Genomic DNA, 15,640 nt, shown 5'->3' on the forward strand with positions numbered 1-15,640 from the left:
GAGTATTTCTCGGTCTGAGAACAACATAGGACGCGCCCCGCCGTCGGCGCAACGCTCTTTCGGTGTCGGCGATATGTCGGGCGCTGGCGCGCCCGACATATCGGATTTATACCCTGTCAGGTCATAAATCCGATTTAGCACGACCGTCAGTTGGCTGGCAGCGCGATATCTCCGTGAACATGCGCTCGGCGGCCGCGGTGCGCGGGGTCCTCCATGGTCACGTGTAAAAGATGGCTGCTATCGCAGCCATTTCTTACACGTGATCATGGCCGGACTGCCGGCACGGCACCGGTGGATCACGGCGAACCGGCGCGCTGCCGTGGTACCGCAGACCCTCCACGATCCCGTCCAGCTCCGCGGGCGACAGGTGCCTGCGCTCGGCCATGGCGGCGTCCAGCGTGGCGTCGGCGGGGGCGCCGAGCTGGTACAGCACCGTGCGCAGCCAGCCCAGCCGCAGCGCCCCGCCCGGGCCGGGGCCGCGGCCGAGGCCGACGCGGTCGGGTTGCAGCTCGCGCAGGCGGCCGAGCAGCGCGGACTTGCCGGCGCCGGCCGGGCCGACCACGTGTACGACACCGGGGCCCTTGGCGAGCGCACCCAGCTCGGCCTGCCGCCCGGCGAACCCGCCCGCCCCGGCCATGGGCGGCGCCGAGAGGTCTTTGACCACGGCGAGCCGGGCGGGCGGGGCGTCCCCCGTGGGCTCCGGCCGCGCGGCCTTGCGGCGGTCGCCGCGGCGGCGATCGAACGCCGGCGGCCCGGTCTCCAGCCCCGATAGCAGCCGGTCGCGCAGCGCGGTCGTCTCCGGGGACGGGCCGACGCCGAGCTCGTCGGTGAGGGCGCGGTGGCACCTGTCGTACCAGCGGATGACCTCCCCGGCCCGGCCCTGCGCCGCCGCGGCGCGCATGGCGGCGCGGTAGGCGCGCTCGGCGTACGGCTCGAGGTCGATCGCCTCGCGGGCGAGCCGCCTCGCGCGGGCCGGGTCCTCGCCCGCGACGCGCTGACCCGCCCGCCCGGCCGTCCGGCCGTCCGGCCCGGTCGGCCGGGTCAGCACAGGGGCAGCTCGGCTCTCGCCACGATCAGCCTCGGCGCCGTCATCCGCCACGCCTCCAGGATCAGGTCGGCGAGCTCGTCCTCGTGCGCCTTGCGCAGCCGCACCTGCAGCCATCCGATCCGCCCGCAGGCGCCGGCCTTCTTGTACGCCCTCGGGTCGTCCTCGACCAGCGCGGCCTGGTCCTCTCTGGACGCCTTGACGAGCATGGTCCAATCGTCCGCGCACAGGTACGCGAACCCCTTGTCCCGCACCCGGAAGCCGATGTGGTTGCCGTGCTGGCGCTGATCGACCTCGGGCAGCATGAGAACCATCCGGAGCGCCTCTTCGACGCTCACCCCGCGTACGGTCCGCAATCCCATGACTCTGGTGTAACAGGACGGTACGACACTTTTCCTGGGATCCGATTTTCCCCATTTGGCGACTTTTTCGATCACCCCCGGCCCGATCGGCATCGCCGCAGGTCGGAGCGGTCGCCGCCGAAAATTGTCGGTGGGGGTCGTTAAGGTGTCGCCCGTCGGTACCCCCCGGCACCAGATCATCCGGGACCTGCGGGAGGTCGTGCAGTGAGCGAAACAATCGAGGCCGCAACCCGGGACGCCGCGGTGCAGCGGCCGCCGGCCGAGGTCCGCCACGCCGACGAGCTGCGCCGCCTGGCCGAGACCGACACCGGCGAGCGGCCGCCTGGCTGGGTGCTGAGCCTCACCGCGGCGCGCCGGTTCATCGTCGGCGACCCCGTCGCCGGGATCACCCGCAAGTTCGTCGGCGACCCGTCGCTCATCGACCGGGCGCTGGTCTCGCTCGCCACCAGCCGCGGGCTGATGCTCGTCGGCGAGCCGGGCACCGCCAAGTCGCTGCTGTCCGAGCTGCTCGCCGCGGCCGTCAGCGGGGTGTCGACGCTGACCATCCAGGGCGGCGCGGCCACGACCGAGGACCAGATCAAGTACTCCTGGAATTACGCCCTCCTCGTCGCGGAGGGGCCGTCGAACCGGTCCCTGGTGCGGGCGCCGCTGCTGCGGGGCATGGCCGAGGGGCGGGTGGTGCGCTTCGAGGAGATCACCCGCTGCCCGCTGGAGGTCCAGGACAGCCTGCTGTCGCCGCTGTCCGACCGGGTCCTCGCGATCCCCGAGCTGACCGGGGCCGACGCCATGGTGTTCGCCCGCGACGGGTTCAACGTCATCGCCACCGCCAACACCCGCGACCGCGGCGTCAACGAGATGAGCGCCGCGCTCAAACGGCGGTTCAACTTCGAGACCGTCTTCCCCATCTCTGACCTCGAGACCGAGCTCGCGCTCGTCGAGGCCGAGGCGGGGGCGCTGCTGCGCCGCTCCGGGGTGAGCGCCGCCCCGCGCCGGGACGTCATGGAGGTGCTGGTCACCACGTTCCGGGAGCTGCGCGCCGGCCAGACCGCCCGTGGCGACGCCATGGACCGGCTGTCGTCGGTGATGAGCACCGCCGAGGCGGTGTCGGTCGCGCACGCGGTCGGCCTGCGGGGCTGGTTTCTGCGCGGCGAGCCCGGCACCGCCGCCGACCTCGTCGCGTGCCTGGCCGGCACCGCCGCCAAGGACAGCCCGGAGGACCTCGCCAAGCTGCGCCGCTACCTGGAACAGCAGGTCACCTGGCGTCACGGCGGGCAGTGGAAGGCCCTGCACGACGCCCGTCACGAGCTGCCAGGCTGAGGTCACCATGTCGGCGACGTTCATCGGGGTAAGGCACCACAGTCCGGCGTGCGCCCGCCTGGTCGGCGACACGATCACCGGCCTGCGGCCCGCGTACGTGCTCGTCGAGGGCCCCGCGGACATGAACGGCCGCATCGACGAGCTGCTGCTCGGCCACGAGCTGCCGGTCGCCGTGTTCAGCAGCTACCGCGACGAGGAGCGCCACCACGGGTCGTGGGCGCCGTTCTGCGAGTACTCCCCGGAGTGGGTGGCGCTGCGGACCGGCCGCGAGGTGGGGGCCGAGGTCCGGTTCATCGACCTGCCCGCCTGGCACAGGGCGCTCGCCGGCCGGGAGAACCGGTACGCCGACGCCGAGGAGCGCTACGCCGAGGCCGTCGACCGGCTGTGCACCGTGTTCGCGGTCGACAACGTCGACGCGCTCTGGGACCACCTGTTCGAGGTCGAGCCCGCCGACCCGGCCGGCGAAGGGATCGAGGCCCGGCTCGGGGCGTACTTCGACCTGCTGCGCGGCGAGTCGGCGGCGAGCGAGGGGGACGTGGCCCGTGAGGAGTACATGGCCCGATGGGTGCGGGCGGCGCTGCGCGAGGCCGGCGAGCGGCCCGTCGTCGTGATCACCGGCGGCTTCCACCGCCCGGCCCTGGTCCGGCTCACCGCCGCCGAGGGAGCCGGGGACGAGCCGTGGCCGGTCGCGCCGGGCCTGCCGCCGGGTGCGACCGGCGGGAGCTATCTGGTGCCGTATTCGTTCCGGCGGCTCGACGCCTTCGACGGGTACCAGTCGGGGATGCCGTCGCCGGGGTACTACCAGCGGCTGTGGGAGGCGGGGGCGGCCGACGCCGCCGACGACCTCGTCGCCGCCGTCGTCGGGCGGCTGCGCGAGCGCAAGCAGCGGGCCTCGACCGCCGACCTGATCGCGGCACGAGCCTCCGCCGCCGGGCTGGCGGCCGTCCGCGGCCACCGCCACCCGGCGCGGACCGACGTCCTCGACGGGCTCGCCGCCGCGCTCGTGCACGACGCGCTCGACGAGCCGCTGCCGTGGGCGACCCGCGGGCGGCTGCGGGCCGGCACGCACCCGGTTGTCGTCGAGATGGTCGCGGCGCTCAGCGGCGATCGGGTCGGGCGGCTGCACCCGGACACGCCGCTGCCGCCGCTGGTGCACGAGGTCGCGGCGGCGCTGGAGCGCGAGGGGCTGGCCGGCGGCGGGGCCGTGGCCGTCGCGCTCACCGACCCGGACGGGCTGCGCCGCAGCCGGCTGCTGCACCGCCTGCGGGTCCTGGGCATCCCCGGGTTCACCCGGCATCGCGGGCCGGCGACCGGCATCGACCCGGTGCTCGACGAGGACTGGACGGTCGAGGAGCACGAGCACCGGCTGCCGACGCTGATCGAGGCCGGGTCGTACGGCGCGACGCCCGAGCAGGCCGCCGCCGCGGCGATCGCCGAGCGCGCCGGGCGGGCCGCCGGAAACGTCGGCGCGCTGGCCGGTGCGCTGTTCGACGCGGCGCTGTGCGGCACGACCCGGCTCTCCGACCGCGTGCTGCGTGACGTCACCCTCGGCGTCGCCGCCACGCACGACCTCGGGGCGCTCGGTCGGCTGCTCGGCGTCCTGCTCGCGCTCTGGCGGCACGACCGGCTGCTCGGCACGGCCGGCAGCGCCTCCCTCGGCCGCGTCATCGCCGCCGCGTACGACCGGCTCCTCTGGCTCGCCGAGGGCGTCCGCGGCGGCACCGCCGACGCCGACCCGGCCCGCATCGCCGCGATCGTCGCCGTCCGTGACACGCTCGTGCACGCCGGGCCCGCGCTCGGGCTCGACCGCGCCGCCGCGCTCGGCGTCATGGGTCGCGTCGGCGCCGACCCGGGCGCCCCGCCCGACCTGCGCGGCGCCGCGTTCGGGTTCGGGTGGGCGCTCGGCGAGCGGGCCGACCCCCTGCGGGCGGTCCGCGGCGCGGGCGGGCCCGTGGCGCTCGGCGACTGGCTGGCCGGGCTGTTCGCCCTCGCCCGCGAGGAGGTGCTGCACGCCGCCGGCGTCCTCGACCTGCTCGACGAGCTCGTCACCGGCATGGGCGACGAGGACTTCCTGATCGCGCTGCCGGCGCTGCGGCAGGCATTCGCGTACTTCCCGCCGCGCGAGCGGGAGACCATCGCCGGGCACGTGCTGGCCCGGCGCGGCCGGCCCGGCTCGGGCCGCGCGCTGCTGCGCCGGCCGGCCGTGGACCCGCAGCTTCAGGCCCGCGCCGCCGCGCTGGAGTCCCGCGTCGACGCCGCCCTGGCGCGGGAGGGACTGCTGCGATGACCCCCGACTTCCCACTCGACCGGATGGATCCGGGGCTGCAGCGATGGCGGCTCGTGCTCGGCGAGCCCGCCGGCTTCGCGCTCGACGGCGAAGGCGCCGCCCGGGACGCCGCGCTCGAGTGGCTGTACGGCCGCGACGAGGAGCTGCGGCGCCGGGGAGTGCGCCGCGCGGGCCGGCACGGCGGCGACGGGCCGTCCCTGGTGACGACCGTCGACTGGCTCGACGAGATCACCCGCCTGTTTCCGAAGGAGACCATCGAGCGGCTCGAGCGCGACGCGGTCGAGCGGTACGAGATCCAGGACGTCGTCACCGATCCCGCCGTGCTCGCGCGGATCGAGCCGAACGAGACGCTGCTGCGGGCCGTGCTGCGCACGAAACACCTGATGCATCCTGGCGTACTGCACCAGGCTCGCCGCATCGTCGACGCGGTCGTGCGGCAGCTCATGCAGCGGCTGGCCACCGAAGTCCGGCGCGCCTTCGCCGGGGCCCGCGCCCGCACCCCGAGCCGGTTCAAGCTCGCACGGGACTTCGACGTGCGGCGCACCCTGCGGACCAACCTCGGGCATTACCGCCCCGAGGAGCGCAAGTTGTACGTCGAGAAGGCCCACTTCTTCTCCCGCACCCGCCGCCACGTTGAGCGCTGGCAGCTGATCCTGCTGGTCGACCAGTCCGGCTCGATGGCGGGCTCGGTCATCCACTCCGCAGTCACCGCCGCGTGCCTGTGGGGCCTGCCGGGCCTGCGGACCCACCTGGTCGCCTTCGACACCGGCCTCGTCGACCTGACCGCCGACGTCGACGACCCGGTGGAGCTGCTGATGAAGGTCCAGCTCGGCGGCGGCACCGACATCGCCGGCGCGGTCGCGTACGGCGCCCAGCTGATCGAGCAGCCCCGCCGCTCGATCGTCGTCGTCATCAGCGACTTCTACGAGGGCGGCGACCCGGCGCACCTGGTGCGGCTGGTGCGCGACCTCGTCGAGCAGGGCACGAAGGTCCTGTGCCTGGCAGCGCTGGACGAGCAGGCCGACCCGGCGTACGACCCCGGCACCGCCCAGCGCCTCGCCGACGTCGGCGCCGCGGTCGGCGCGATGACCCCGGGCGAGCTGGCCGCCTTCGTCGCCGAGCAGGTGGGGCGATGAGGGCCGATCTGCTCGCCCTGACCCCGGACGCGCTGGCCGCGCTGACCAACCGCGGCCTGGTGAAGCGCGCGACCCGCGAGGTCGAGGCGGCCCCGCCGTCGGTCACGCTCGACGCCGACGGCACGCTGCGCGGCGCGTACGCGGACGGCCCGGCCCCGGCGCTGCCGACCGGCGGGCTGGACCGGGCGACCTGCACGTGCGGCGCGATCGGCGCGTGCCGCCACGTCATCGGCCTGGTACTCGCGTACCAGCGTCTTGCCGCGACGACGGCCGGTCTTGCTGCGACGACGGCCGGGCTTGTCGCCACGACCGGTCTTGTCGAGGTGTCCGCAGGTTTTGTCGAGGCGACGACCGAGCATTGCGCCGCAGCGACGGGCGAGGGCTCTGGCGGGGCGTCGGCCGACCGTTCGGCGGGCGCGGTGGTCGACTGGTCGCCAGGGGATTTCACCGACGAGCAGCTCGCCGCCCGGATCGGGGCCCGGATGCTCGCCGCGGCGCGACGGGCGTGGCGGACCGGGTACCACGCGCGGGTACGCCGGGCCACCGCGACCGACCCCGCGCCGCGCGTCGACCTGGGCTCGGCGGCGGTACGGTTCCTGGTCCCGCACGACCTGGGGTTCGTGCACACCGATGCGGTCGCCGGCGTGCGGGACGACGTGATCGCCCTCGCCGTCTGGGCGTTCCGCGTGGCGGATGCCCAGGCGCCGGGAGACCTCGACGTCCGGGTCGACGTCGCAGGGGAGGCCCCCGCGCGCCCGGGCCCGGCGGCCGGGCAGCGGGACGCGAGCCTCGGGGCAGCGCTGCGGCTGGCGGACGAGGTGCTGCTCGGCGGCGCCGTACATGCCGGGGGAGGGCTCGGGGCCGCCGTCGCGGACGTGCGGCGGCGCCTCGATCGGGACAACCTGCGGTGGCCGCTGCTGGCGGTGGGGGAGCTGGCGGAGCAGCTCGAGGCGTACCGGGACCGGGGCAGCGCATACGTGCCCGAGCGGCTCGCGGCCCTCGTGGGCGAGCTGCACGCGCGAGCGCGGGCGGTGCGCGGCCCCGACGTCACCGCCCCCGCACGGAAGCTCGGAACCGACGAGACGGCCGAGACACCCGCGCGGACGCCTGGGACCCGGGAGGAGGCCGAGGGACACGCGCGGGCGTCCGGGACCGCGGAGGTGGCCGAGGCGGGTATGCGGCCGCGGGCAGGCGGCGGGCTTGGTGGCGGGCTTGGTGGCGGGGCCCGGGCGCGGGTGCTCGGGACCGAGGAGGCGGCCGAGGCGCCGATGCGGCGGGCGCGCCTCGACGGGCTCGGGTGCCGCGTGGTGGCGGCCGGGGGCGAGGCGACCGGGGATGAGCGGCGGGTCGTGGAGCTGTATTTCGCGCATGCCGACACCGCCACGGTGCTGGTGCTGCGGCGGGACTGGGCCGGCGCCGAGGGCGGGGCGGAGCTCGGGCGGAGGCGGATCGGCGGGGCGAGCGTGGCGCAGCTGGCCGGCGGCAGCGTGGTGACGGAGTCCGCGGTGCGCAGCGCGAGCCGGGCCGTCCGCCTGGCGACGGGGCGGATCGCGAAGACGACCGTCACCCCGTCGCGCGGGGCGTGGGCGGGGCTGCCGGCCGGCGTGCTGGTGCGCGACCTGCGTTCGCTCGCGGAGGAGCTCGACCGCCTGCCGCCGCGGGTCGTGCGGCCGCGCGTGGAGGCGGAGCTGGTGCGGGTGGTGGAGATCGCTGAGGTGCGGCTGGTCGCGTACTCGCCGGGGGATCAGCGCCTCGACGCCGTCGTCGCCGATGCGGCGGGTGGGGTCGCCACCGTCACCGCGATCCACACCGTCGCCGCGCCCGGGCGCCTCGATGCGATCGCCGCGGCGATGCATGCCGGGCCGGGGTTCGTCAGCGGGGTGGTGCGGCGGACCGGCGGCGGGATCGTGATCGAGCCCCTTGGGGTCGTCGTCGGCGACACGGTGGTCGTGCCCGATCTGGCGGCGGCGGTCGGCGGCGGGCTCGGGACGCGGTGGGACGGCGACGGTGATCCGCTGCGGGCGGCGGTCGACCGGGCCGTTAGGGTGCTGGCCGACGTGCCGCACCGGGGGCTGCGCCACCTGCCGCCAAGCTTCGGTGACCGGCTGCGCGATACCCGTGACGAGCTGTTGCGGGCCGGGCTGCACCGGGCCGGGGCGGCGGTCGGCGCGTTCCGGGACGCGCTCGGGCCCGATCCCGGCGAGGTTGCGGTCGCGGCATGGGTCGACGCGCACCTGCGGCTCACGATCACCGCCGAGCTCTTCTGAGCCTCGGTCACGGGCGCGGCGCTGCGCGAACCGGCGACGGACGGTCACCGTTGCGGTGCGTTGCGCGAGACCGCGGTGTCCGAAATGCCGCGTCTGGACCGGACGCGCGAGGGATCCGGCGCACACGGCAGTGTCGGTCGGTGTGTCGCGCCGGATCCGTGACTAGGCTAATCCGCCGGACCCGTCAGACCGAGCCCCAGGGGGTTGAGCATGGCCGACTCGTTCGTGCATCTCCACGTGCACACCGAGTACTCCATGCTCGACGGGGCGGCCCGCCTCAAGGAGATGTTCGCCGAGGCCAACCGGCTCGGCATGCCCGCCGTGGCGATCACCGACCACGGCAACATGCACGGCGCGTACGACTTCTACAAGCAGGCCAAGGCGGCGGGCGTCACCCCGATCCTCGGCGTCGAGGCGTACGTGGCGCCCGAGTCGCGGCTGACCAAGCAGCGCATCCGCTGGGGGCGGCCGGACCAGAAGGACGACGACGTCTCCGGTTCGGGCGGCTACACGCACAAGACGATCTGGGCGCGCAACAGGACCGGCCTGCACAACCTGTTCCGGCTGAACTCGCGGGCGTCGATCGAGGGGCACTTCGTGAAGTGGCCCCGGATGGACGCCGAGATCATCGCCGAGCACGCCGAGGGGCTGATGGCCACGACCGGCTGCCCGTCGGGCGAGGTGCAGACCCGGCTGCGGCTGGACCAGTTCGACGAGGCGCTGAAGGCGGCCGCGAAGTACCAGGAGATCTTCGGCAAGGAGAACTACTTCCTGGAGGTCATGGACCACGGCCTGGACATCGAGCGGCGGGTCCGCGAGGGGCTGACCGAGATCTCCAAGCGGCTCGGCATCCCGCCGGTGGTCACCAACGACTCGCACTACACGCACCAGGCCCAGGCCGAGGCGCACGACGTGCTGCTGTGCGTGCAGACCGCGGCCAACATCAACGACCCCAACCGGTTCCGGTTCGGCGGGTCGGGCTACTACCTCAAGTCGGCCGACGAGATGCGCGCCGTCGACTCGTCCGAGCTGTGGCAGCAGGGCTGCCGCAACACGCTGCTGGTGGCCGAGAAGGTCGACATCGAGGGCATGTTCAAGGAGCGCAACCTGATGCCGCGCTTCCCGGTGCCGGAGGGAGAGACCGAGGAGTCGTTCTTCCGGGCCGAGGTGGCCAAGGGCATGGCGCGCCGGTTCCCGGACGGGATCGACGAGGAACACCAGCGGCAGGCCGACTACGAGGCCGACATGATCGTGAAGATGGGCTTCCCGGCCTACTTCCTCGTGGTCTCGGACTTCATCCTGTGGGCCAAGAACGAGGGTATCGCCGTCGGGCCCGGTCGTGGCTCCGCCGCCGGCAGCCTGGTCGCCTACGCGATGGGCATCACCGACCTCGACCCGTTGCCGCACGGGCTGATCTTCGAGCGGTTCCTCAATCCCGACCGCATCTCGATGCCCGACATCGACATCGACTTCGACGAGCGCCGGCGCGGTGACGTGATCCGGTACGTGACCGAGAAGTGGGGCGAGGACCGGGTCGCCCAGATCGCCACCTTCGGTACCATCAAGGCGAAGGCCGCCATCAAGGACTCCGCGCGGGTGCTGGGCTATCCGTTCGCGGTCGGTGACAAGATCACCAAGGCGATGCCGCCGGCGGTCATGGGCAAGGACATCCCGCTGTCGGGCATCTTCGACCCGAACCACGCGCGGTACTCCGAGGCCGTCGAGTTCCGGGCGCTGTACGACAGCGACCCCGACGTCAAGAAGGTCGTCGACACCGCGAAGGGCCTGGAGGGGCTGATCCGCCAGACCGGCGTGCACGCCGCCGGCGTGATCATGTCCGCGGAGCCGCTGATCGAGCACGTGCCGCTCATGCGCCGCGACGCCGACGGGGCGATCATCACGCAGTTCGACTACCCGACCTGCGAGACGCTCGGCCTGTTGAAGATGGACTTCCTCGGCCTGCGAAACCTGACGATCATCGACGACGCCGTCAAGAACATCAAGCGCCGCGGCATCGACCTCGACCTGCTGTCGCTGCCGCTGGACGACAAGCCGGCCTACGAGCTGCTCGCCCGCGGCGACACGCTCGGGGTGTTCCAGCTCGACGGCGGGCCCATGCGCTCGCTGCTGCGGCTGATGAAGCCCGACAACTTCGAGGACATCTCCGCCGTGCTGGCGCTGTACCGGCCCGGCCCGATGGGCGCGAACTCGCACACCAACTACGCGCTGCGCAAGAACGGGCAGCAGGAGATGATCCCGATCCACCCGGAGCTGGAGGAGCCGCTCAAGGAGATCCTCGGCCCGACGTACGGCCTGATCGTCTACCAGGAGCAGGTCCAGCGCGCCGCGCAGAAGCTGGCCGGGTACACGCTCGGCCAGGCCGACCTGCTGCGCCGCGCCATGGGCAAGAAGAAGAAAGAGGTTCTGGAGAAGGAGTTCGTGCCGTTCCGCGACGGCATGCGCGGCAACGGCTACAGCGACGAGGCGATCCAGAAGCTGTGGGACGTGCTCGTCCCGTTCGCCGACTATGCCTTCAACAAGGCGCACACGGCCGGCTACGGGCTGGTGTCGTACTGGACGGCGTACCTGAAGGCCAACTTCCCGGCCGAATACATGGCGGCCCTGCTGACCAGCGTCGGCGACGACAAGGACAAGATGGCCATGTACCTGGCGGAGTGCCGGCGCATGGGCATCGACGTGCTGCCGCCCGACGTCAACGAGTCCGCCGGCCCCTTCACCCCGGTCGGCAAGGACATCCGCTTCGGCCTCGCCGCCGTGCGCAACGTCGGCCACAACGTCGTCGACGCGATCGCGCGGTGCCGGCAGACGCAGACCGGGCCGTACAAGGACTTCCACGACTTCCTGTCGAAGGTCGACGCCGTCGCCTGCAACAAGAAGACGATCGAGTCGCTGATCAAGGCCGGCGCGTTCGACTCGATGGGGCACCCGCGCCGCGGACTGCTGGCCATCCACGCCGACGCGATCGACAACTACGCCGACATCAAGAAGAACGAGGCCATCGGGCAGTTCGACCTGTTCGGCGACGCGTTCGGCGCGGACGACTCCGGCGATGGCGGCGCGGCGATGACGGTCGCGATCCCGCAGATCGAGTGGGACAAGCGCGAGCTGCTCACGTTCGAGCGGGAGATGCTCGGCCTGTACGTGTCCGACCACCCGCTGTTCGGCCTCGAGCCGGTGCTGGCCAAGGCCGCCGACACCGCCATCAGCAGCCTGTCGGAGGAGGGCGCGGTTGCCGACGGCGCCGTCGTCACCCTCGCCGGCATGCTCACCGGCGTCCAGCGGCGCATCACCAAGCAGGGCAAGCCGTGGGCGTCGGCGACCCTGGAGGACCTCGGCGGCGCGGTCGAGGCGCTGTTCTTCCCCAACACCTACGAGCTCGTCGGGCAGTACATCGCCGAGGACGCGATCGTGGTGGTGAAGGGCCGCATCGACCGGCGCGACGAGACGCCGCGGCTCATGGCGATGGACCTGTCGATGCCGGACGTGTCCGCCGCCGAGGAGAACCGCCCGGTCGTGCTGTCGCTGCCGGCCACCCGGTGCACCCCGCCGCTGGTCGACCGGCTCAAGGAAATCCTGGTCAACCACCCGGGCAAGGCCGAGGTACACGTGAAGCTCAGCCACGGCTCGCGGACCACGCTGCTGCGCCTGGGCCCCTACCACGTCAACCCGACCACCGCGCTGAAGGGCGACCTGAAGGCGCTGCTAGGCCCGAACAGCTTCTCGTGACACCGGCGGAGGCGATCAGGAGGTAGTGTCGGCGGGTGCACACGCACGCCCTCGCCGACGACCTGCGCCCGCGTCGGTCGCTCTGGCTATCGCGGCGTGCGCGGTGGTCGGCCGCCGCGGTCGCCGCGCTGACCGCCGTGCTGGTGGTCTTCTCGGTGGTGTACCGCGTGAACCAGCGCCCCTACGGCTTCGAGCGCCTCGACCGGATCGGCGACGTCGCCCTGCCCGCCGGCACCGAGGGCGCGCGCGCCTACCTCGACGGCGGCCGCGCCTACCTCGGTCACTCGACCGGCGGCGGCCGGTACGAGCTGCGTGCCGTCGACGCCGACAAGCCCTCCATCGCCGTGTGGCGCAACAGCACGCTCACCGACGTCGACACCTTCCGCGCCGCCCGCGGCATGGTGCAGGTGACCGGCCTGCCGGACACGGGTGGTAACCGGCGGGTGACGCTGCTCAACGCCAACAACGGCGTCCCGTTCGCGACCTTCGACGTGAGCGCCGGCGACCGCTGGGTGCTCATCGGCAAGTACTTCGTCCGGTACTCCGCGGCCGACCACCGCCTGCTCGTGACCGACGTCGGCACCGGGCGCCAGACGGCGGCGTTCGACCAGCCGGACGGCGCCGGCAGTTGGTGGCTGACCGACAACTGGAGCGGCCAGCAGGTGCCGACCTCGATCGGCGGCGAGCCGCTCGACGAGGCGCTGACCGTCGACCCGCACATCGTGCGGGCCACCCCCGACCGCGGCCTGGAGGTCGTCGGCCTGGCGGGCGGCCGCGCCATCGGCTCCGGCTTCGGCCTGGCCGACCCCGGCGACCTGGTGTACCCGTACGAGGATCAGATCTTCGTCGCGGGCCGCGCCGCCGGGTTGCAGCTGCGCGCCTACGACCGCACGCACCTGAGCCGGCCGCAGTGGACCTGGACGTCACCCGACGCGCAGGCCCGGCCGCTGTTCGTGAGCGCCTGCGGCGAGCGGCGGGTCTGCGTCGGCGAGGAGCACCACCTGACGGAGCTCAACGTCGACACCGGCGAGGTGACGTTCCGCGTGGCGGCCGAGCGACCCTCGATGGCCGTGCCGGTCGGCGACCGCGTCATGCTGCGCACCGCGACCCAGGCCATCGGGGTCACGGAGACCCTGCTCGACGCCGACGGCCGGACGGTGCGCAGCTGGCCGGGCAAGCGCGCCGCCCGCCTGGACGAGGGCAGCTACCTGCTCCTGCCGGCCGTCCCACCACCCGGGGAGTACCCCTGGACCGGCGTCGACGCGTCCCGCGGCACGGCCCGCGAGCTCGGCACGATCGACGCGCGCCCGGACGCCTGCACGTGGAGCCACACCTACCTGGCCTGCGCGACGCCCGGCGAGTTCGTCTTCTACCGCATCCGCGCGCCCTGGTACTCCCTCTGACCTCCAGGCGTGCCCGTGGTGCCGTCAGTGCGGGAAGGCCCGCGGCGTAACGCCGTCGGCCCGCAGCGTGAACGCGAGCGGCAGACCGGCGTACACGTCGAATCCTCCGCCGGCCCCGGCGATCAGCACGTTGCGCTTCCCGCGCAGCGCCGCGAACAGCGGCGGAACCCCGAGCTCCATGCGCGCAAGCGTGCCACCGCCGCACCAGCCACCGCTGCTCCCATGACGACCGCGTCCCTGCGCCGGGGCCGGCCCGGTGAGATATTCGACTGGTGGAGGTTGTCACAAGCGTGGTCGTTCGTCCGACACACGCACTTAACATCCCTTTCATGGGCGAGCCCGTGCAAGATCTAGAGCAGTGGCGGCGGCTCGCGCTGGGCGTGCTGCGCAAGTCCGGGCTGGCCGGCGAGGACACCCCGCCGGAGGCGGTCGTCGATCTGCTGTCGACCGAGACCTACGACGGGCTGCGTATCGCCCCGCTGTACAGCGCCGAGGACCCTGCCCAGACACCTGCCCCGCCGGCCGGGCTGCCGGGGCAGGTGCCGTTCGTGCGCGGCGGCAGCGGCGCGCCGCGGCCGTGGGACGTGCGGCAGCGCCACGCCGACCCGGACGCGAAGGCGACCCGCGCGGCGGTCCTCGACGACCTCGAGAACGGGGCGACCTCGCTGTGGCTGGCCGGGATCGCGCCCGGCGACTTGGCCGAGGTGCTCGACGGGGTGTACCTGGACCTGGCCGCGGTGGTGCTGGACAACGGCGCGGAAACGGTGGAGGCGGCGCGCGCCTTCCTGGCGCTGCCCGGCGACGACAAGTCGGGCAACCTGGGCGCCGACCCGCTGGGCTGGTCGGCGCGGACCGGGGCGGCCGCCGATATGTCCGTCCTGGCGGCCCTGTCGAAGATCTCGCCCGTTCCGGTGGCCACCGTCGACGCCACGGTGTATCACGACGCCGGCGCCGGCGACGCCGAGGAGCTCGGCTATGCCACCGCGACCGGCGTGGCGTACCTGCGCGAGCTGGTCGCCGCCGGGCTCAGCGCCGGCATGGCACTCAAGCAGCTGGAGTTCCGCTTCGCGGCGACCGCCGACCAGTTCGCCACCATCGCGAAGCTGCGCGCCGCCCGGCGCATCTGGTCGCGGGTCGCGCAGGTCTGCGAGGTGCCGCACCTGGGCGCCCAGCGCCAGCACGCGGTGACCGGCGACCCGATGATGACGGCCCGCGACCCGTGGGTGAACCTGCTGCGCACCACCGTCGCGTGCTTCGCCGCCGGGGTGGGCGGCGCCGACGCGGTCACCGTGCAGCCGTTCGACGCGCGGCTCGGCCTGCCCGACGGGTTCTCCCGGCGGATCGCGCGCAACACCCAGTCGCTGCTCATCGAGGAGTCCGGGGTCGCCCGGGTGCTCGACCCGGCCGGCGGTTCCTGGTACACCGAATCGCTCACCGACGCCCTCGCGCACGCCGCCTGGGACGTGTTCACCGAGGTCGAGCGGGCCGGCGGGATGGCCGCGGCGCTGCGCGGCGGGATGGTCGCCGACCGGATCGGGGCGACCCGGCAGCGGCGCGCGGAGGACGTCGCACACCGGCGGCGGCCGATCACCGGCGTGTCGGAGTTTCCGGACCTCGCCGAGCGCCGCCCGGTCCGCGCCCCGGCGCCGCCGCCGCCGTCCGGCGGCCTACCCCGGATCTGGTACTCCGAGAGCTTCGAACGGCTGCGCGACGCCGCCGACGCCGCCGCGGAACCCCCGTCGGTGCGTCTGGTGGCGCTGGGCTCGCCGGCCGCGCACTCCGCCCGCGTGTCCTTCGCGAGCAACCTGTTCGCGGCCGGCGGCGTGCGCCTCTTCGCCGGCCCAGCCGACGGCCCGTCGCCGGTGGCCTGCATCTGCGGCTCCGACCGCTCGTACGCCGAGGAGGCCGCCGACACCGCGCGGCGCCTGAAGGACGAGGGCGTGCGGACGGTGTGGCTGGCCGGGAAGCCCGCCGGGTACGACGGCGTCGACGCCTACCTCTACACCGGCTGCGACGCGCTCGCCGTGCTCCAGCAGACGCACCGAGACCTGGGAGTGGCGCCGTGATCCCCGACTT

Annotated in this window: 10 protein-coding genes; 7 read left to right on the forward strand and 3 right to left on the reverse strand. The window is 73.7% G+C overall.

The annotated features are described in order from the left end of the window. Window positions 1-253: 253 nt before the first annotated feature. Together ACGFI8_RS16045 and ACGFI8_RS16050 are read right to left on the reverse strand one after the other, a co-directional pair. Window positions 254-1,048, reverse strand: coding sequence for a BTAD domain-containing putative transcriptional regulator (locus tag ACGFI8_RS16045; RefSeq protein ID WP_392805059.1), 795 nt, complete (start codon window positions 1,046-1,048; stop codon window positions 254-256). Then, window positions 1,042-1,407: an MmcQ/YjbR family DNA-binding protein gene (locus tag ACGFI8_RS16050; RefSeq protein ID WP_392805062.1), complete on the reverse strand. Its 366-nt coding sequence runs from the start codon at window positions 1,405-1,407 to the stop codon at window positions 1,042-1,044. The genes ACGFI8_RS16045 and ACGFI8_RS16050 overlap by 7 nt, the downstream gene beginning before the upstream one ends. A gap of 204 nt (window positions 1,408-1,611) precedes the next feature. On the opposite strand from ACGFI8_RS16050, the gene ACGFI8_RS16055 reads away from it, so the two are divergent. From ACGFI8_RS16055 to ACGFI8_RS16080, 6 genes are all read left to right on the forward strand, one after another. Continuing rightward, the gene (locus ACGFI8_RS16055) at window positions 1,612-2,724 is read left to right on the forward strand and encodes an AAA family ATPase (RefSeq protein WP_392805063.1); all 1,113 of its coding nucleotides are present in this window, start codon (window positions 1,612-1,614) and stop codon (window positions 2,722-2,724) included. Between the two features lie 7 nt (window positions 2,725-2,731). Further along, the gene (locus ACGFI8_RS16060; RefSeq protein WP_392805066.1) at window positions 2,732-5,011 is read left to right on the forward strand and encodes a DUF5682 family protein; all 2,280 of its coding nucleotides are present in this window, start codon (window positions 2,732-2,734) and stop codon (window positions 5,009-5,011) included. After that, window positions 5,008-6,147, forward strand: coding sequence for a VWA domain-containing protein (locus ACGFI8_RS16065; protein WP_392805068.1), 1,140 nt, complete (start codon window positions 5,008-5,010; stop codon window positions 6,145-6,147). Before ACGFI8_RS16060 ends, ACGFI8_RS16065 begins: the two co-directional genes overlap by 4 nt. Next, complete coding sequence (locus ACGFI8_RS16070; RefSeq protein WP_392805069.1) at window positions 6,144-8,414, forward strand: hypothetical protein; 2,271 nt, start codon at window positions 6,144-6,146, stop codon at window positions 8,412-8,414. Before ACGFI8_RS16065 ends, ACGFI8_RS16070 begins: the two co-directional genes overlap by 4 nt. A gap of 210 nt (window positions 8,415-8,624) precedes the next feature. After that, a complete protein-coding gene (gene dnaE / locus ACGFI8_RS16075; protein WP_392805072.1) occupies window positions 8,625-12,161 on the forward strand; it encodes a DNA polymerase III subunit alpha in 3,537 nt (1,178 codons plus the stop codon). Between the two features lie 35 nt (window positions 12,162-12,196). After that, window positions 12,197-13,564, forward strand: coding sequence for a hypothetical protein (locus tag ACGFI8_RS16080; RefSeq protein ID WP_392805075.1), 1,368 nt, complete (start codon window positions 12,197-12,199; stop codon window positions 13,562-13,564). A gap of 24 nt (window positions 13,565-13,588) precedes the next feature. Here ACGFI8_RS16080 and ACGFI8_RS16085 read toward each other — a convergent pair whose 3' ends face one another. Continuing rightward, window positions 13,589-13,744: a hypothetical protein gene (locus tag ACGFI8_RS16085; RefSeq protein ID WP_392805078.1), complete on the reverse strand. Its 156-nt coding sequence runs from the start codon at window positions 13,742-13,744 to the stop codon at window positions 13,589-13,591. 149 nt (window positions 13,745-13,893) lie between these two features. Here ACGFI8_RS16085 and ACGFI8_RS16090 point away from each other — a divergent pair, with 149 nt between their 5' ends. Further along, on the forward strand, window positions 13,894-15,630 hold the full coding sequence (locus ACGFI8_RS16090; RefSeq protein ID WP_392805081.1) for a methylmalonyl-CoA mutase subunit beta: 1,737 nt from the start codon (window positions 13,894-13,896) through the stop codon (window positions 15,628-15,630). Window positions 15,631-15,640 lie beyond the last annotated feature (10 nt).

Source organism: Dactylosporangium sp. NPDC048998, assembly GCF_043197855.1.
Lineage (GTDB): Bacteria > Actinomycetota > Actinomycetes > Mycobacteriales > Micromonosporaceae > Dactylosporangium.

Bases quoted from the DNA above. Each gene is read 5' to 3' on its own strand.
- ACGFI8_RS16065 (WP_392805068.1), top strand. From the start codon at position 5,008: ATGACCCCCGACTTCCCACTCGACCGGATGGATCCGGGGCTGCAGCGA.
- dnaE (WP_392805072.1), top strand. From the start codon at position 8,625: ATGGCCGACTCGTTCGTGCATCTCCACGTGCACACCGAGTACTCCATG.
- ACGFI8_RS16060 (WP_392805066.1), top strand. From the start codon at position 2,732: ATGTCGGCGACGTTCATCGGGGTAAGGCACCACAGTCCGGCGTGCGCC.
- ACGFI8_RS16085 (WP_392805078.1), bottom strand. From the start codon at position 13,744: ATGGAGCTCGGGGTTCCGCCGCTGTTCGCGGCGCTGCGCGGGAAGCGC.
- ACGFI8_RS16070 (WP_392805069.1), top strand. From the start codon at position 6,144: ATGAGGGCCGATCTGCTCGCCCTGACCCCGGACGCGCTGGCCGCGCTG.
- ACGFI8_RS16050 (WP_392805062.1), bottom strand. From the start codon at position 1,407: ATGGGATTGCGGACCGTACGCGGGGTGAGCGTCGAAGAGGCGCTCCGG.
- ACGFI8_RS16090 (WP_392805081.1), top strand. From the start codon at position 13,894: ATGGGCGAGCCCGTGCAAGATCTAGAGCAGTGGCGGCGGCTCGCGCTG.